Raw genomic sequence first — 14,284 nt, 5'->3', positions numbered from 1 at the left:
GAGCCGGTTCCGGCCACCGCGCCGGAACCGGCAGCCGATTACGGTGAGCAGCCCGCCCGGCCGCCAGCCGATCGCGCGCCGGCCGAGCTGGTCAAGAAGATTAAGGGCCAGTTGGCCAGCGTGGGCGTCACGTCGGCGGCGGAGATGCTGTTCGTGCTGCGCAAGCTGACCGGCCGCCCGCTGGGCACCTCGGCGGACATCACCACCCAGGAAGGCGCGCGCATCGCCGACATCCTCACCCGCGCCCGGGCCGCCGACGACCCCGCCCGCGCGTTCGACCAGGTCCTCGCCGAGATCGAAGAAGGCAACCAGCCCGGACCCGAAGGCGCCCCGGATGGCTGAAGTAACGACACCGCCGCTGCTGAGCGACCGCCAGCTCGAGGTCGTCCGGCTGTTCGCCGACGGCCTGGACGGCCCACAGATCGCCGACCGGCTCGGCATCACCCACCAGGCCGTCTACGCCCGGCTCGCCCGGGCCGCGCGGGCGCTCGGCACGCACACCGCAACCCAGACCACGGTCGAATGCGAACGGCGCGGCTGGCTGACCACCGAGGAGGTGATCTCGTGAACCGACTTGCCGAGGTCCTCCGCTGGCCGTGGTGGACCGTCGCTACGGCCCGCCACCGCCTCGACGCGCTCACCACTGACCGTCCCGACTGGACACCCGCCGAGCTGGCGCAGCTGCCGCACGTCCGCCATCCCGAGCAGCGGCTCAACAACGAAGATGCCGCCGACCGCCATGACCTGATCGTGGGACTAGCTGACCACGCGGGCAACACCGAGGGTGATACCTGATGCGCTGGCAGATCGAACCCATGGACCGCTGGCCCTATCCGGAATCCAGTCCCCGCAAGAGCAATCCATTCCGAGCCAAGTTCGACGACACACTCAAGCTGCTCGCCGCCGAACTGGACCACCTGAAGGTGACCGGCGCGGTCGCCGTCCGCGTCGTCACCCGCGAGGCCGATGTCCGCCAGGACGGTATGCTCCGCGCCCGCGCCACCGTGCTGCACCCCGGTGTCGCGCTGTCGTTCCGGTCGGCCACGGCCGGCGCGCTGACTTACCCGTGCGACCGGTTCGTCGGCTACGTCGGCGAGGCCGACTGGCAGGTCAACCTCCGCGCGATCGCGCTCGGCCTGGAGGCGCTGCGCAAGCTCGATCGGTACGGCATCGCCGGCCACGGCGAGCAGTACACCGGCTGGCGCGCCATCGAACCCGGCGACGGGTTCGCCACCGCCGACGACGCGATCCGCTGGCTACGCAACATCACCGGCATCGACAACCCCGACGTGTCGACTGGACCGCTACTTCGGCGGGCCGCCGCCGTGCTGCATCCCGACCGCAACAACGGTGAACGCAAGCTGTGGGACCGCTACGACGCGGCCCGCCAGCTGCTCCAGCGCGAGGGACGAGCCTCATGACCACGATTACCGATCCGTTGGACGGCTGGCCGGGGCTCGACGACCCGGACCGGCCCTGCCGCGGCGCCGGATTCGACCAGTTTTTCCCTCGCGCCAACGAAAGCGGCGCTGCTCTACGTGCCCGCCTCACACGCACCGCCGAGTACTACTGCCGGCTGTGCCCGCTCCGCGAGCTGTGCCGGGACCTCGGTGCCCAGTCCGGCCACGGCATGTGGGGCGGCGTCTACTACCCCGACGGATCTGCCCGGCGACCGATCGACCTGCTCGACACAGGGGGCGGGTGAATTGAGGGGACACGATGCGCCACAGCCGACGGGCCGCTACGAGTGGGAGCGGATCGTCAGGCGCATCGTGATGCCCGGCCCGCACAAGCTGATGGCGCTCGTGCTCGCCACCTACGCCGACTCGGACGGCACCCGGATCCGACCCGGCAACGACGTCCTGGCCGACGTCACCGGCCAGTCCACCCGCAACGTCAAACGCATCATGCGGATCCTGCGGGACATGCAGCTGATCGTCCAGGTCTCCCGCGGTGGCGGTCGCGGCGGCACCGGGCGGGCGGCCGCCTACCGGCTGACCATCCCCACCGACCTGATCGACCGGGTGCAGCTGCTCAATCCCGACGGCCGCGCCGAACGCGATTGGGGGGACATCCCGGAGACCGTCCCACACGATTCAGGGGACACCCATGTGGCCTCTCGAAACGGCCGATCCCCTGTGGACAACCCACCACGACCCGTGGATCAGCCGGTCAGCGTCCGCTCAATTGAGGGGACATCTAACAGCGTTACCAAACCTATTGAGGGGACATTCGAAGCGATTGAGGGGACACCCAGATGTCCCACTACCACCCACCTATACCAACCACCTAGACCACCCACCGTGGTTACTACCCAAGGTGAGTCACCACCGCGCGCACGCGCGCGCGACCCACCACTCGAACCATCCACGCTCGACCGTCCACAGCAGACACATCACCGCAAGGATCCCCATGACCATCCCTGTCAAGATCAACTTAGGCTGCAACAGCAGCGGCCGAGTCGAAATCGACGGCCACAACATCGCCGACCAGGCCACCCGCGTCTGGATCACCGCCGTCCCCGGCAAACCACCCCAACTCGGCCTGCAGCTCGTCCATGGCCTCGACGCCGAACTGGCCGCCCGCATCGTGCTGGCCACCAGCACCCGCAACGCCCTCATCGCCCTCGGCTGGACACCACCCCAGGAGCCCCCCGCATGACCCCGCCCATCGCCTTCGTCGACTGCGAAACCACCGGTGTTCACCCCGGCCGCCGACCCTGGGAGATCGCCATCATCCGCCGCGAACCCGAGGGACACGAGCAAACCTGGCTCGCCCAGATCGAGGACATCGACCTCGCCGAAGCCGACCCATTCGGCCTGCGCATCGGCGGGTTCTACGAGCGCCACTGGCGCTTCTCCCGCGGCAAGACAGACCGAGACCTCACCGGAACCAGGATCCTGTCGGAGCACTCCGCCGCAGCCGCGGTCGAGGAACTCACCCGCGGCACCCACCTCGTCGGCATCGTCCCCACCTTCGATGGCGAGACCTTCGACGCCATGCTCCGCCGCCACCGCCTCATCCCGGCCTGGCACTACCACCTCATCGACGTCGAAGCCCTCGCCGTCGGCTACCTGCACGGCCGCAACGCCTTGGTGGCCGACGGCCGCGAACTGGAGGCGATCGGCCTGCCGTGGCGCTCCGACGACCTGTCCCGGGCCTGCGGTGTCGAACCACCGTCCGAACAGGACCGGCACACCGCGCTCGGCGACGCCCTGTGGGCCCAGCGCTGGTACGACGCCATCACCGCCCCCGAGTCCAAGGGAGACCAGCCATGACACGCCCGGACCCCGCGGTGGCCGAGCAGATCGCGCGCTACCACGCCGCCGCCCACGCCATGCAATCCGGTGTCGCCGCGAAGATGAACTACGACCCCGACGAGACCACCCCGAAACACCTGCGCGTCGGCGTGAACTCCGCGATGGTCGAGACGTCCACGATTGTGAAGCTGTTGATAGCTAAAGGAATCATCACCGAATCCGAATGGTATGCCGTTTTGGCGGACGGCATGGAGGCCGAGAAAGCCCTCTACGAAGCCTGGTTGACCGAACGCATGGGAAGCCAGGTGCACCTCGGATGAGCGAGATCAGTGTCGACATCCCCGATGAACCGCCCGAGTACACCGTCGTCGCCACCGGCAGCTACGGCCAAGGCCAAGCCTGGATGCGGGAAGATCCCCTCGCCTCCCGCAGCGGCGGATGGTGGTACCCGGCCGGTAGCTACTTCGACGACCGGGACAACGAGACCAACACGCCACTGGGCTGGCCTGCACTCCTCGCCAAGGCCAAGCACTTGACCGTCCTCCGATGGGGCACAGGCGCCACAGCACCCCCGCCCGACCGCCGGCCTGCGGGCTGGGCCGAGCGCGACGCCCAGATCGAGCGCCTCGAGGACCTCGTCGACGAGCTCCGCAAGCACATCACCAGCCTCGAGGGCCGCCTCCCGGAAGGCGGCGGTGAGACGTGAGCGCCGAGCCTCGCGCGGTGACCCTGCACATGACGTTGCGCCAAGCCGTGCTGCTCAGCCAGACGGCCACCGCCGGCTATCGGCAGATCCGCGACCAGACGAACAGCCCGCACGACGTCGCCGCGTTCCTCGACGTGCTCCACCGGCTCGACGAGGAGGTCCGCACGGCCCGCGCCCTGCACCCGGCGGCGACGCCATGACCAAACCCGCCGACCTGAAGATGGCCGCCGGTGCCCACGAGCTGCCGCCGCTGACCGCGCGGCAGGCCGTCGCCGAAGGCGAATGCTCCGGCCAATGCCTCACCGCCGACCCAGCCGACTGCGCGGGATGCGACTGCACCTGCCAAGGAGCCCACCACGGCGCGCTCGCCAACATCCAACTCGCCAACACCCGGACCCGCGAGCCCCGCCGCACCGACGACGCCCAGATCACCCTGTGGGAAGTCCTCGCCGAGCTGGCCAGTCACGAGTGCGGCAGTTCGCCATGATCCGCCGACGTAAGCACCGCGGCCAACGCCGACCCGGCCTGTTCGCCTGGCAAGGCGACACCACCGTGGCCGACGACCAGGCCGACAACCCCCGCACCCGCGCCTGCAAGTGGTGCCACGCCGGCATCGGCAACCCCTGCACCCGCGCCGGCGGCATCCCCATACGCGACTACCACGACATCCGCAAGAACCCCCAGGAGAACCAGTGAGTGCCCAGACCCCGAGCATCGGCCGGATCGTCCACTACGTCAGCTACGGCACGCCGGGCGGTGAATATGCGTCGACGTGCCGCGCCGCAGTCATCACCGGCCTCGGCGAGCCCCTCGCCTACCCAACCCACGGCGACGGACCGGACGACCTCGGCGACGACGACGCCCAGCTGGTCGACCTCTGCGTCCTCAACCCAACGGGCATGTTCTTCAACCAGGGCTGCCCGCAGGATGAGCGACCCGCCCGCGGCCTGGACCCGCGACGCGGTGGCACCTGGCACTGGCCGGAGCGGGTATGACCGACGACCTCTTCGGCCGCATCGACCGCACCCTTGCCGAGTGCGATGCCCGTCAGCTGCCACCTCTCGCGGCCGCCGCCGACCCGGCCGGCGCCGGCGAACACCTGGTCGTCGTCGAGGCCGACAGCGGCCGGATCATCCACCCGCAGGTGGTTCCGGTGGCCGAAGCCGCGCGGCTGCTCGGGTACGAGCCCGCCGAGTTGAGCCTGACCGAGCCGACCCGCCGACGCTGGCTCCGTTGGCCCTGGAGGCCTCGGCGGAGCGGCCCATGAGCAGCAGCCAGTGCGTGGTGTGCACCCGCGACAACCCCAACGGCTTCGTGTGCGACGACTGCGTCGCCCAGCTGGTCGCCGACCTGTGCACCCTCACCTGGCTGGCCGCCGAGCTCATCGTCACCCGCACCCGCCAAGACCGCCTCGCCAGCAACGGTATGCGTGGCCATATGCACGACGAAGGGCAGTCACACTGCTATCGCTGCGCGCCGGACCCAACGGACCCGGTATCGCTGCCTGCAACGGCGCTGCCCGTGCACCTGGGGGCCACCACCGTCTACGACGCGCTGCACAACATGCTCGTCACCACCGTGCGCGACATGGTGCGCATCCCCGAAGCGTGGCCGGCTGACAGCCCCGCGTCGATGGTCCGGTGGATCATCGAACGAACCGACCGGATCCGCCGCGATTCGGGCGCCGACCAGCTCGTCCTGGACGTCGAGCACCACACCAAGGCCGCGCTCGAGGTGATTAATCCCCTCGACCCCAATGAACAGACCTTTGGCGTGTGCGGTGCCGAACAGCGCGATGGCACCACGTGCACCGCCTACCTGTACGGCGCACCCACGACCGACTGGGTGCGCTGTCGACGCTGCCGCACCCACCACGACACCCGGCGCCGTATCCAGGTCCTCGAGCGGCGCATCCGCGTTATGTACTTCCGCGCTGCCACCCTCGCCCGGCTGCTGCCGCGGTTCCTCGAGCGGCCCGTGTCGGCCAACAACATCCGCAGCTGGGCGTTCCAAGGCCGGCCCATCCGAACCAGCGTCGATGACGACGGGTTCGTCACCTACCACTGCGGTGACGTGATCGCCGTCGCCGTGGCCACGCCGACCCGCAACCGGACCAGCGCGGCTGAGCGAGGGTCAGCGTGATCAGTACCTACCTGCGTTCGGCCTGCTGCGATGCGCGCGTTGAGCAAGGTTACGAGGCTGCGCCGGACCTGTTCCCGATCCGCTGCACCAGATGTGGCCAGGAGCTGGGTGCACCCGGCATTGAGGACGTGCCGGATGCACACGACCGAATCCGGGCATGGCTTGCGGGGTGGGATAGGCGACACGCCCAGCGTGACCACATCGCTTGCGCAACGTGACCAAGGGCTGCTTAGAATGCTGATCAGCAGGCAGCACAACTGTGCCATGGCCTTGGGGATCAAGGGTTCCGGGTGACGTCGGCGACGGTCGGCGGTGAACCGTGAAGCGGTATCCGAGAGGACCGTGTCAGCGCCGGCCGTCCCGTGACGGCGGGAACAACGGCCGGCGTTGTCAGACAAGGGACGGGCATGCATGCCGCTCAGGCCCTGCCTCGACTGCAGCGAGCCGACCACCGGCAGCCGCTGTGCCACCCATCGGCGTGTGCATGAACGCCGCCATGATCAGGCCAAGCGGGCACGCCGGCCCTACACGCATGCCGAACGCCAGCGTCGAGCAGATGCCGTCGCTGCCCACGTCGCACGGTATGGCTGGTGGTGTCCCGGGTGGGAGCGGCCGGGCCACCCGTCGACGGACTTGACCGCCGACCATCCGACCGCGGTGGCGGCAGGTGGGCGCGAGGACCAGGACCTCGAGGTACTGTGCCGGTCGTGCAACGGCGCGAAGGCCGACCACTAGTGGTCCGATGATTGGCCGGCGTTCGACAAGATCTTTCGTGACCTGGCAACAGTGGTGATCAACTAACCAAGCCCACCCCCGGGTCAAAGTCCCTTTGACGTGGGCTTATGCGACCCCGCGAAGCCGGAACTCGCGTTCTGTACGGGTCTGGAACATCGCGTTACCTACTGGCGAGTCGCTCCGATGTCTCGGCGAGGTGATCCGATGGCTGGCATGGGTCCCCCGCCGAATCCGAACCGGCGGCGGCGCAACGCCACGGTGGCGATGACCAAGCTGCCGGCGGGTGGTCGACAGGACCCGCCGCCGGACTGGCCGCTGCCGCCGGATGTGCGCGCCGAGACGCTGCTGCGGATGCTCAACGACCAGATCGACGCGGCGGCGCTGGACGCGCAGGGCACCGGTCGGGCGGCCCGGGCGGCCGAGCGGAAGCTGCTGGGGTTGCGGGAGCGCGCCGAGGTGCTCGCCGCCGAGATCGAGGCCGCGGCCGAGCAGGAGGCCGCGCTGTGGCGTGAGCTGTGGGCGACGCCGCAGGCGGTGGCGTGGGAGCGGCTGCGCTGGACCCGCGAGGTCGCGCAGTACGTGCGGTGGAAGGTCCGCGCCGAGCAGGGTGACCTGGACGCGGCCAAGGAGGCCCGCCAGCTGGCCGACCGGCTCGGGCTGAACCCGCTGGCGTTGCTGCGGCTGCGGTGGGAGATCACCACCGACGAGGTCGGCGAGCGGCGCCACGATCAGGCCCAGACGAAGTCGTCGGCCGGGTCGGCGGCGGCCCGCCGGCGTGGGTTGAAGGCCGTCGATGGCGGCGCGACGGGCTCGTAGGGGCTGGCGCGGCCCCCGCGAGCGGGGCGAGTTCCCGACCCTGGGGTGGGCGGTCGGCGACTGGATGGAGTCCCGGCTGGTCATTCCGGACGGCCCGCAACGGGGCCGGGCGTACATGCTGACCAACGAGATGTGGCGGCATCTGCTGTGGAAGTACCGCCTGCATCCGCGGGCGACGGTGGATCCGCGGTTCCCGAAGGTCGTCGACGGCCGGGTGTACTACGGCACGCAACTGCGCCGGTCGCAGAAGTGGGGCAAGGATCCGTTCCTGGCGGCCAAGCTGTTGGCGCACGCGTTCGCCGACGTGGTGTTCGACGGGTGGAATGCCGACGGTGAGCCGGTGGGCCGGCCGGTGGACACCCCGTGGGTGCAGATCGCCGCGACGTCGGAGGAGCAGACCGACAACACGTTCCGGCCGCTGTTTCGGATGCTGGCCGAGGGTCCGCTGGCCGACACTCCGGGGCTGGACATCGGGGAGACCCGAATCAAGCTGCCCAACGGCGACGGGTGGATCGAGCCGGTGACCGCGGCGGCGCGGTCGCGGCTGGGTGCGCCGATCACCGCGGCCGGGTTCACCGAGACGCACCTGATGTGCGAGCCGGACGGCGGGCTGGCGATGGTGCGGGCGATGAAGCGGAACCTGGCCGGGATGGGCGGCGAGTGGGACGAGGTCACCAACGCCTGGGACCCGTCGCAGCAGTCGGCCGCGCAGCGCACCGCCGAGGCACGCGCACCGGGCGTGTTCCTCGACCACCAGCATCCGCAGCTGCCGCGGTTGCCGTCGGCGGAGTTCGCCGACGACGCGATCGTCCGCGAGCGCCTGGTGCTCAAGTACGGCGACTCGGCCCGCGGCCGCGGCGGCTGGGTGGACCTCAACCGGGTGCTGGCCGACATCCGCGACCCGGCGACCGGGGAGGCCGAGGCCCGGCGGTACTTCCTCGACGAAGTCACCGTCGGCGAGCGCGACGCCGTCGACGCCACCCGCTGGCACGCGCTGGCCCGGCCGGGCCAGCTGGAGCCGGGCACGCCGATCGCGCTGGGGTTCGACGGGTCCCGCGCGCGGGACGCGACCGCGTTGAAGGCCTGCCGGATCAGCGACGGCCGCTGGTTCCGCATCGGGCTGTGGCTACCGAAGGACTACGGCGGCCGGCCGGTGGCCGCGGTCAACCAGGCCGTCGCCGACGCGTTCGCCGCCTACCAGGTGTGGTACCTGCTGGCCGACCCGTACCGGTGGGAGACCGAGCTCGACGAGTGGGCCGGCAAGTTCGGGGTGAACCCGGCGAACAAGCCGCGGGTGATCGAGTTCCCCACCAACGTCGAGCAGCGCATGGACAAGGCCATCGAGCTGTGGGAGACGGCATACCGGACCGGTGAGGGCCAGTTCACCCACGACGGCGACCCCGACTGCACGCAGCACGCGCTGAACGCGGCGATCTCCTACGGCCGGCGCAAGCCGGCCCGCGAGGACGGCGCGCAGGTGTCCGACCGGTACAAGCGAGTAGTCAAGAAGAAGGCCGGCCACCTCATCGACGACTTCGTGGCCGGGATCCTGGCCACCTTCGGCCGCGGCATGGCCATCGAGCACGGCGCGCTGAGCATCACCGCGCCGGTCCCGGCGACCGCGCCGGCCGCCACCGCGGACGACCCCGGCGGCCTGTACCGCCCTACCCAACGGTTGACGATCTAAAGGAGGGCCCGGGTGCTGGTGGACGTGCGGTTCAAGATCCCGGCGCCGAACAGCATGCTGCTGGCCAACCTGGTCGGCGTGCTCGGGCTGGTCGGCCTGGCCGTCACGGTGGGCGGGCTGACCGAGAACTGGTGGTGGACGCTGGGGGTGCTGTCGGCCGGATGCCTGTTCCTGTCCATGGTCGCGGCCTCGCACATCGCTGCGGCCGAGCAGCGCAAGCGTCGCGAGCAGGCAGAACGTGGGGCGGCGAAGTCAGTTCCGAGGGCCGCGTGACGTAGATGCGCTCGTGGTTCCTGCCGGCCCGGCAGACCGACGGCCCGGAGCTGGCGCGCGGCGAAGAGGCGACAGCGCAGCAGGTCCTCACGACCGGCGCGGCCGCCGGCGCGTGGCACGGCGACGGGATCGATGAGGACCGCGGGTGGAAACCGGCGGGCAGCGCCGGCCGGCGCGAGGTGCCGTTCTGGACGCTGGAGAAGGCCCGCGTCTATTCGGTGGCGTCGTACCGGTCCAACCCGATGGCCCGGGCGATCATCGATACCTACGTGTCGTTCTGCGTCGGCGAGTCCGGCGTCAGCTACCAGGTGACCAACCCGCAGGTGCGGGCGGTGGTCGACGAGTTCTGGAACGACCCGCGCAACAACGTCGGCGGCACCCAGGAGCTCGGGCTGCGGTCGAACCTGCTGCTCGGCGAGACCGTGCGCGAGATGCTGGTCGGCGCAACCTCGGGGGTGGTGCGGTACTCGCCGATGGACCCGCTGGCCATCAGCGAGGTCTCCCTGTTCCGCAACAACCCGGCGTGGCCGGCCGAGCTGCACTTCCATACCGGCGACGGGCTGTCCCGGTCGCTGCCGGTGGTCGCAGTCGACGACCGCACCGGGCTGCGCGCCGGCAAGGCGATGTTCTGGACGCCGTTCAAGGCGCTGGAGACCGACGTGCGCAGCGCGCCGTTCCTCATGCCGGTGCTGGACTGGTTGGACGCCTACGACACGGTGATCTCCAACCTGATCGACCGGACCGCGCTGGCCCGCTACATGGTGTGGGATGTCACCGTCGAGGGCGGCCAGGCCGAGGTGGACAACTTCATCGCCGCGCGCGGCGGCACCCACGTGCCGCCGGCGGGCTCGGTCGAGGTGCACAACAACGCGGTGACCTGGGACGCCAAGCACGTCGAGACCGGGGCGTACGAGGACGCCAACGCCGCCAAGAGCGTATTGACCCTGGTCGCTGGTGGCGCCGGGCTGGCCAAGACGTGGCTGGCCGAGCCGGAGGATGCCAACCGGGCCACCAGCCTGTCGATGGCCGAGCCGGTGCGCCGCCGGGTGGCCGGCGTGCAAAGCCTGTGGCTGGGCTACCAGGCCGAGCAGCTGCGCTTCGCCGTGGACCGGGCGGTCGCCGCGCGCCGGCTGCCGGCCACGGTCGACGCGACCGACCCGCGGTCCGGGCAGACCTACCAGGTGCCGGCCGCACAGTCGGTGCTGGTGACCGGCCCGGAGATCGCTGCGGCCGACGCGCAGATCACCGCGCAGACGCTGCTGAACCTGTCCACCGGGTTGGAAAGGCTCGTCGCGATCGGCGCGCTGACCGAGGAGGCCGCGGCCATGGCGGCGCGCAAGGCGTGGGAGGACTACGTCGGCGTGCCCTACACCGCCGAGCTCGATAGCCCGGACACCGACCGGGATGAGATCGCCACCGCGGTCGACGACGCCGCGACGAACAAGACCAACCTGCGGGCCGTGTGAGCGCGCAAGAAGGGATGATCATGAGCCTCAGCGAGGAGACCCGGATCTGGGCGGCGCGGACGCTCGGCATGAAGGAGGCCGAGATCGTCGCGGTGGGCGAGCTGCCCGGCGCCGGCACCGTGATCGAGACGCATGACGGCCAGCGGACGCTGGTCGCGGCCGACGGGTCGCTGTCGCCGTATGCCGGTCCGGTGCCGGACCGGCCGGTCGACGTCGACCTCGACGAGGAGGGCCTGGTCGACGGCGACGAGGTGCCGGAGGGCTCGGCGGATGTCGTGCTCGCCTGGGTGGGCACGGACCCGGCCCGGGCGCGCCGCGCCCTGGAGGCCGAGCAGGCCGGGCAGCAGCGGACGACGCTGATCGCCAAGCTGGAGAAGCTGGCGCAGGCATGAGCCACCCGCTGTGCAGCGACCCGGGCTGCGCCGCGTGCAACCAGGTGCGGGCCACGGCCGGGTATTACGACGTCACGGTGGACGTCGACCGGGCCGCCGTGCCGACCATGCCCGCGGCGCGGCTAGTGACGTGCCCGGAATGTGACCACCGGTTCGATCCGGGTGGCCCGGTGCGGGTGACCGAGGCGGTCGAGGCGACCGATGCGAAGAAGCCCTACGGCGACGTCGAATACGCCGACCCCGGCTACCAGGCCGACGGCAAGAAGCGCTACCCGCTCAACACCGAGAAGCGCGTCCGGGCCGCCTGGTCGTACATCAACCAGGCCAAGGATGCGGCGAAGTACACGCCGGCCGACCTGAAGAAGGTCAAGGCGCGGATCAAGGCCGCGATGAAACGGCTGGACATCGCCGTGTCGCAGGACTCGACGACCGAGGCCGTGATCAACGGCAAGCGGTCGTTCGACGACATCCGCGAGCTGGTGCGCCGCGCCATCCGGGCCATGCTAGCCAGCCACACCGACACCTACTGCTGGGCCTACATCGTCGACCTGTCCGACACCGACGTGGTGTACATCGACAACGACGAGCGGCTCTGGCAGTGCCCGTACACGCTGGCCGGGGACACGGTGACGCTCGGCGCGCCCGAGGAGGTCGTGCGCACCTATGCCCCGGTCGGCAGCCCGGCCGAGGAACCGGCCATGGAGGCTGCGCACGACACCGTGCTCGGCCGGGTGGTCGAGGCGAAGGGCAACGACGCCGCCGGCAACCGGATCTTCCGCATCCGGGTGATCGCCTACGGCGACTCGAAGAACGGCCGCCGCTACACCGAGGCGGTGCTGCGCCAGGCGGTGCCGCTGTACGAGGGTGCCCGGGTCTACGACCACCACCGCACGCCCGAGGAGATGACCTCAGCCACGATTCAGGGCCTGATCGGGCACCTGCGCGGCGCCGAGGCCACCGACGACGGCATCGAGGCCGACCTGCATCTGTTCCCGTCGGCCACGCACGCCGCCGAGGCGCTCGACGCCAGCCTCGCCGTGCAGGCCGAGGGTGGCGAGCCGCTGGTCGGCGTGTCCCATGACGTGATGGCGCTGTGGCGCCCGGTGCAGGAGTCCGGCCGGCGCATCGTCGAGGCCACCCGGATCACCGCCGTGAACTCGGCGGACGTGGTTGCCCATCCCTCCGCCGGTGGCATGGCCACCCGGGCCGTGGCCGGCGGCATCCCCGAACCAGCGGGCGAAGTGCCCGCGGGATCCAGCACACTGAAGGAGCCCGAAGTGCCACCTACCAAGGCAGAGGTGCTCGCCGCGTTCCAGGAAGCCACGGACGAGGAGCTCGCCGCGGTTGGCCTGGCCCGAGCGGGCTCGCCGGACACCGAGACCAAGACCACCGAGGCGACCAACCCGCCCAAGCCCGGTGAAGGCGAGCCGGCCAAGGTCACCGAGGCCGATGACTCGCTGGCCAAGACGTCGTATCTGGCCAGGCTGATGATCTCGTCGAAGGTGCAGGACGCCGACCTGCCGGTCAGCGTGGTCGAGTCCGTCACCGCGGCGCTGCCCGACCGGATCACCGAGGCCGCCGTCGACGCGCAGATCGCGGCGATCAAGACCACGCTCGGCCAGCTGGAGCGGGCCGGGCTGGCACCGACCGTCACGGCGACGGTCACCCAGGAGGCGCACGACAAGAAGGTCAAGGCACTGGACAACTTCTTCGCCGGCAACTTCCGCGAGGGCTACAAGTCGTTCCGGCACGCGTTCTTCGACGTCACCGGCCACCGCCGGGCTGGCTCCTTCGACGAGGACGAGAACCGGCTGATCATGCGCGAGTCCATCGGCGTATTCGACTCGGCCCGCCGTGCGACGGAATCGCTGACGTCGACCAGTTGGGATCAGGTGCTCGGCGACTCGATCACCCGCCGCATGATCGCGTTGTACGCGCAGCCAAGTCTGCAGACCTGGCGGCAGGTCGTGTCCGAGATCGTGCCGGTGTCGGACTTCCGACAGCAGCGGCGCGAGCGGATCGGCGGCTACGGTCTGCTGCCCGAGGTCGCCGAAGGCGCGCCGTACCAGCCGCTGACCTCGCCGACCGACGAGGAAGCCGTGTACAAGGCGATCAAGCGTGGTGGTACCGAGGACCTCACGTTCGAGATGATCGTCAACGACGACCAGAACGCCGTCCGGATGATCCCGAAGAACCTCGGCCTGGCCGCGGCGATCACGCTGTACCGGTTCGTGTGGGACATCTTCCCGACCAACGCGGCTACCACGTACGACTCGACGGCGCTGTTCCACGCCAACCACAACAACACCACGGCGGCGGCGCTGTCGCAGAGCGCGCTGGACGCGGCCTGGGTGAAGATGCGCCAGCAGGCCGCGTTCGGCAACTCGGTCAACATCCTGAGCCTGGAACCGAAAACGCTGATCGTGCCGACCACTCTGGGTCCGCTGGGCTACCAGCTCACCCGAAGCGCCGTGGCGATTCCCTCCAGCAGCAGCGACCCGGCCGACCGCCCGAACATGTACCAGGGCATGGGCCTGATCGTCATCGACTACTGGACCGACCAGAACGACTGGTTCCTCGCCGCCGACCCGAACATGTGCCCGACCATCGAGATCGGCTTCTACCAGGGCCGCGAGGACCCCGAGCTGTTCACCCAGGCCGACCCGAACGTCGGCAGCATGTTCGACGCGGACAAGCAGACCTACAAGCTGCGCCACATCTACAACGGCACCGTGCTTGAGCACCGCGGCTTGGCCCGCAACACCGCCTGATCCCCGCCCCCCTTTGATGCTGGCGCCCGGCTGCCC

21 protein-coding genes are annotated in these 14,284 nt (G+C 70.2%); all 21 read left to right on the top strand.

Annotation, left to right across the window (positions count from 1 at the left end; all coding sequences use genetic code 11):
• Positions 1 to 342, top strand: a 342-nt coding sequence (locus tag VGX25_RS04150) for a hypothetical protein (protein ID WP_326916231.1), incomplete at its 5' end; no start/stop codon positions are given.
• Positions 335 to 568, top strand: a complete 234-nt coding sequence (locus VGX25_RS04145) for a LuxR C-terminal-related transcriptional regulator (protein ID WP_326916230.1) — start codon at positions 335 to 337, stop codon at positions 566 to 568. The genes VGX25_RS04150 and VGX25_RS04145, both read left to right, overlap by 8 nt.
• Positions 565 to 795 (top strand): hypothetical protein, encoded by a 231-nt coding sequence (locus tag VGX25_RS04140; protein ID WP_326916229.1) that lies wholly within the window; start codon positions 565 to 567, stop codon positions 793 to 795. Before VGX25_RS04145 ends, VGX25_RS04140 begins: the two co-directional genes overlap by 4 nt.
• Positions 795 to 1,421 carry a hypothetical protein gene (locus tag VGX25_RS04135; protein ID WP_326916228.1) on the top strand — a complete coding sequence of 209 codons (627 nt, stop codon included), beginning with the start codon at positions 795 to 797 and terminating at the stop codon, positions 1,419 to 1,421. Before VGX25_RS04140 ends, VGX25_RS04135 begins: the two co-directional genes overlap by 1 nt.
• On the top strand, positions 1,418 to 1,705 hold the full coding sequence (locus tag VGX25_RS04130; RefSeq protein WP_326916227.1) for a WhiB family transcriptional regulator: 288 nt from the start codon (positions 1,418 to 1,420) through the stop codon (positions 1,703 to 1,705). The genes VGX25_RS04135 and VGX25_RS04130 overlap by 4 nt, the downstream gene beginning before the upstream one ends.
• A gap of 707 nt (positions 1,706 to 2,412) precedes the next feature.
• The gene (locus VGX25_RS04125) at positions 2,413 to 2,661 is read left to right on the top strand and encodes a hypothetical protein (RefSeq protein ID WP_326916226.1); all 249 of its coding nucleotides are present in this window, start codon (positions 2,413 to 2,415) and stop codon (positions 2,659 to 2,661) included.
• Positions 2,658 to 3,278: a hypothetical protein gene (locus tag VGX25_RS04120; RefSeq protein WP_326916225.1), complete on the top strand. Its 621-nt coding sequence runs from the start codon at positions 2,658 to 2,660 to the stop codon at positions 3,276 to 3,278. The genes VGX25_RS04125 and VGX25_RS04120 overlap by 4 nt, the downstream gene beginning before the upstream one ends.
• On the top strand, positions 3,275 to 3,580 hold the full coding sequence (locus tag VGX25_RS04115) for a hypothetical protein (RefSeq protein WP_326916224.1): 306 nt from the start codon (positions 3,275 to 3,277) through the stop codon (positions 3,578 to 3,580). The genes VGX25_RS04120 and VGX25_RS04115 overlap by 4 nt, the downstream gene beginning before the upstream one ends.
• A complete protein-coding gene (locus VGX25_RS04110) occupies positions 3,577 to 3,966 on the top strand; it encodes a hypothetical protein (protein ID WP_326916223.1) in 390 nt (129 codons plus the stop codon). Before VGX25_RS04115 ends, VGX25_RS04110 begins: the two co-directional genes overlap by 4 nt.
• Positions 3,963 to 4,166 (top strand): hypothetical protein, encoded by a 204-nt coding sequence (locus VGX25_RS04105; protein ID WP_326916222.1) that lies wholly within the window; start codon positions 3,963 to 3,965, stop codon positions 4,164 to 4,166. Before VGX25_RS04110 ends, VGX25_RS04105 begins: the two co-directional genes overlap by 4 nt.
• Positions 4,163 to 4,453: a hypothetical protein gene (locus tag VGX25_RS04100; RefSeq protein WP_326916221.1), complete on the top strand. Its 291-nt coding sequence runs from the start codon at positions 4,163 to 4,165 to the stop codon at positions 4,451 to 4,453. The genes VGX25_RS04105 and VGX25_RS04100 overlap by 4 nt, the downstream gene beginning before the upstream one ends.
• On the top strand, positions 4,450 to 4,662 hold the full coding sequence (locus VGX25_RS04095) for a zinc finger domain-containing protein (RefSeq protein ID WP_326916220.1): 213 nt from the start codon (positions 4,450 to 4,452) through the stop codon (positions 4,660 to 4,662). Before VGX25_RS04100 ends, VGX25_RS04095 begins: the two co-directional genes overlap by 4 nt.
• A complete protein-coding gene (locus VGX25_RS04090; RefSeq protein ID WP_326916219.1) occupies positions 4,659 to 4,961 on the top strand; it encodes a hypothetical protein in 303 nt (100 codons plus the stop codon). Before VGX25_RS04095 ends, VGX25_RS04090 begins: the two co-directional genes overlap by 4 nt.
• Entirely contained in the window at positions 4,958 to 5,233 is a 276-nt protein-coding gene (locus tag VGX25_RS04085) for a hypothetical protein (RefSeq protein WP_326916218.1), read from the top strand. Before VGX25_RS04090 ends, VGX25_RS04085 begins: the two co-directional genes overlap by 4 nt.
• Positions 5,230 to 6,108: a hypothetical protein gene (locus VGX25_RS04080; protein ID WP_326916217.1), complete on the top strand. Its 879-nt coding sequence runs from the start codon at positions 5,230 to 5,232 to the stop codon at positions 6,106 to 6,108. The genes VGX25_RS04085 and VGX25_RS04080 overlap by 4 nt, the downstream gene beginning before the upstream one ends.
• Positions 6,109 to 7,047: 939 nt before the next feature.
• Positions 7,048 to 7,659, top strand: a complete 612-nt coding sequence (locus tag VGX25_RS04075; RefSeq protein ID WP_326916216.1) for a hypothetical protein — start codon at positions 7,048 to 7,050, stop codon at positions 7,657 to 7,659.
• Positions 7,637 to 9,346, top strand: coding sequence for a hypothetical protein (locus VGX25_RS04070; protein ID WP_326916215.1), 1,710 nt, complete (start codon positions 7,637 to 7,639; stop codon positions 9,344 to 9,346). The genes VGX25_RS04075 and VGX25_RS04070 overlap by 23 nt, the downstream gene beginning before the upstream one ends.
• A 12-nt stretch (positions 9,347 to 9,358) precedes the next feature.
• On the top strand, positions 9,359 to 9,619 hold the full coding sequence (locus VGX25_RS04065) for a hypothetical protein (RefSeq protein WP_326916214.1): 261 nt from the start codon (positions 9,359 to 9,361) through the stop codon (positions 9,617 to 9,619).
• Between the two features lie 5 nt (positions 9,620 to 9,624).
• The gene (locus VGX25_RS04060; RefSeq protein WP_326916213.1) at positions 9,625 to 11,085 is read left to right on the top strand and encodes a hypothetical protein; all 1,461 of its coding nucleotides are present in this window, start codon (positions 9,625 to 9,627) and stop codon (positions 11,083 to 11,085) included.
• 20 nt (positions 11,086 to 11,105) lie between these two features.
• The gene (locus VGX25_RS04055; RefSeq protein ID WP_326916212.1) at positions 11,106 to 11,477 is read left to right on the top strand and encodes a hypothetical protein; all 372 of its coding nucleotides are present in this window, start codon (positions 11,106 to 11,108) and stop codon (positions 11,475 to 11,477) included.
• The gene (locus VGX25_RS04050; protein ID WP_326916211.1) at positions 11,474 to 14,248 is read left to right on the top strand and encodes a DUF6582 domain-containing protein; all 2,775 of its coding nucleotides are present in this window, start codon (positions 11,474 to 11,476) and stop codon (positions 14,246 to 14,248) included. The genes VGX25_RS04055 and VGX25_RS04050 overlap by 4 nt, the downstream gene beginning before the upstream one ends.
• Positions 14,249 to 14,284: the final 36 nt, after the last annotated feature.

This window comes from Actinophytocola sp., assembly GCF_035942955.1.
GTDB lineage: Bacteria > Actinomycetota > Actinomycetes > Mycobacteriales > Pseudonocardiaceae > DASYTH01.
Note: the sequence above shows the minus strand (reverse complement) of the source record. Positions and strands in the feature narration are given on the sequence as shown.

Bases quoted from the DNA above. Each gene is read 5' to 3' on its own strand.
- VGX25_RS04145 (WP_326916230.1), top strand. From the start codon at position 335: ATGGCTGAAGTAACGACACCGCCGCTGCTGAGCGACCGCCAGCTCGAG.
- VGX25_RS04135 (WP_326916228.1), top strand. From the start codon at position 795: ATGCGCTGGCAGATCGAACCCATGGACCGCTGGCCCTATCCGGAATCC.
- VGX25_RS04130 (WP_326916227.1), top strand. From the start codon at position 1,418: ATGACCACGATTACCGATCCGTTGGACGGCTGGCCGGGGCTCGACGAC.
- VGX25_RS04125 (WP_326916226.1), top strand. From the start codon at position 2,413: ATGACCATCCCTGTCAAGATCAACTTAGGCTGCAACAGCAGCGGCCGA.
- VGX25_RS04120 (WP_326916225.1), top strand. From the start codon at position 2,658: ATGACCCCGCCCATCGCCTTCGTCGACTGCGAAACCACCGGTGTTCAC.
- VGX25_RS04115 (WP_326916224.1), top strand. From the start codon at position 3,275: ATGACACGCCCGGACCCCGCGGTGGCCGAGCAGATCGCGCGCTACCAC.
- VGX25_RS04110 (WP_326916223.1), top strand. From the start codon at position 3,577: ATGAGCGAGATCAGTGTCGACATCCCCGATGAACCGCCCGAGTACACC.
- VGX25_RS04100 (WP_326916221.1), top strand. From the start codon at position 4,163: ATGACCAAACCCGCCGACCTGAAGATGGCCGCCGGTGCCCACGAGCTG.
- VGX25_RS04095 (WP_326916220.1), top strand. From the start codon at position 4,450: ATGATCCGCCGACGTAAGCACCGCGGCCAACGCCGACCCGGCCTGTTC.
- VGX25_RS04085 (WP_326916218.1), top strand. From the start codon at position 4,958: ATGACCGACGACCTCTTCGGCCGCATCGACCGCACCCTTGCCGAGTGC.
- VGX25_RS04080 (WP_326916217.1), top strand. From the start codon at position 5,230: ATGAGCAGCAGCCAGTGCGTGGTGTGCACCCGCGACAACCCCAACGGC.
- VGX25_RS04075 (WP_326916216.1), top strand. From the start codon at position 7,048: ATGGCTGGCATGGGTCCCCCGCCGAATCCGAACCGGCGGCGGCGCAAC.
- VGX25_RS04070 (WP_326916215.1), top strand. From the start codon at position 7,637: ATGGCGGCGCGACGGGCTCGTAGGGGCTGGCGCGGCCCCCGCGAGCGG.
- VGX25_RS04060 (WP_326916213.1), top strand. From the start codon at position 9,625: ATGCGCTCGTGGTTCCTGCCGGCCCGGCAGACCGACGGCCCGGAGCTG.
- VGX25_RS04055 (WP_326916212.1), top strand. From the start codon at position 11,106: ATGAGCCTCAGCGAGGAGACCCGGATCTGGGCGGCGCGGACGCTCGGC.
- VGX25_RS04050 (WP_326916211.1), top strand. From the start codon at position 11,474: ATGAGCCACCCGCTGTGCAGCGACCCGGGCTGCGCCGCGTGCAACCAG.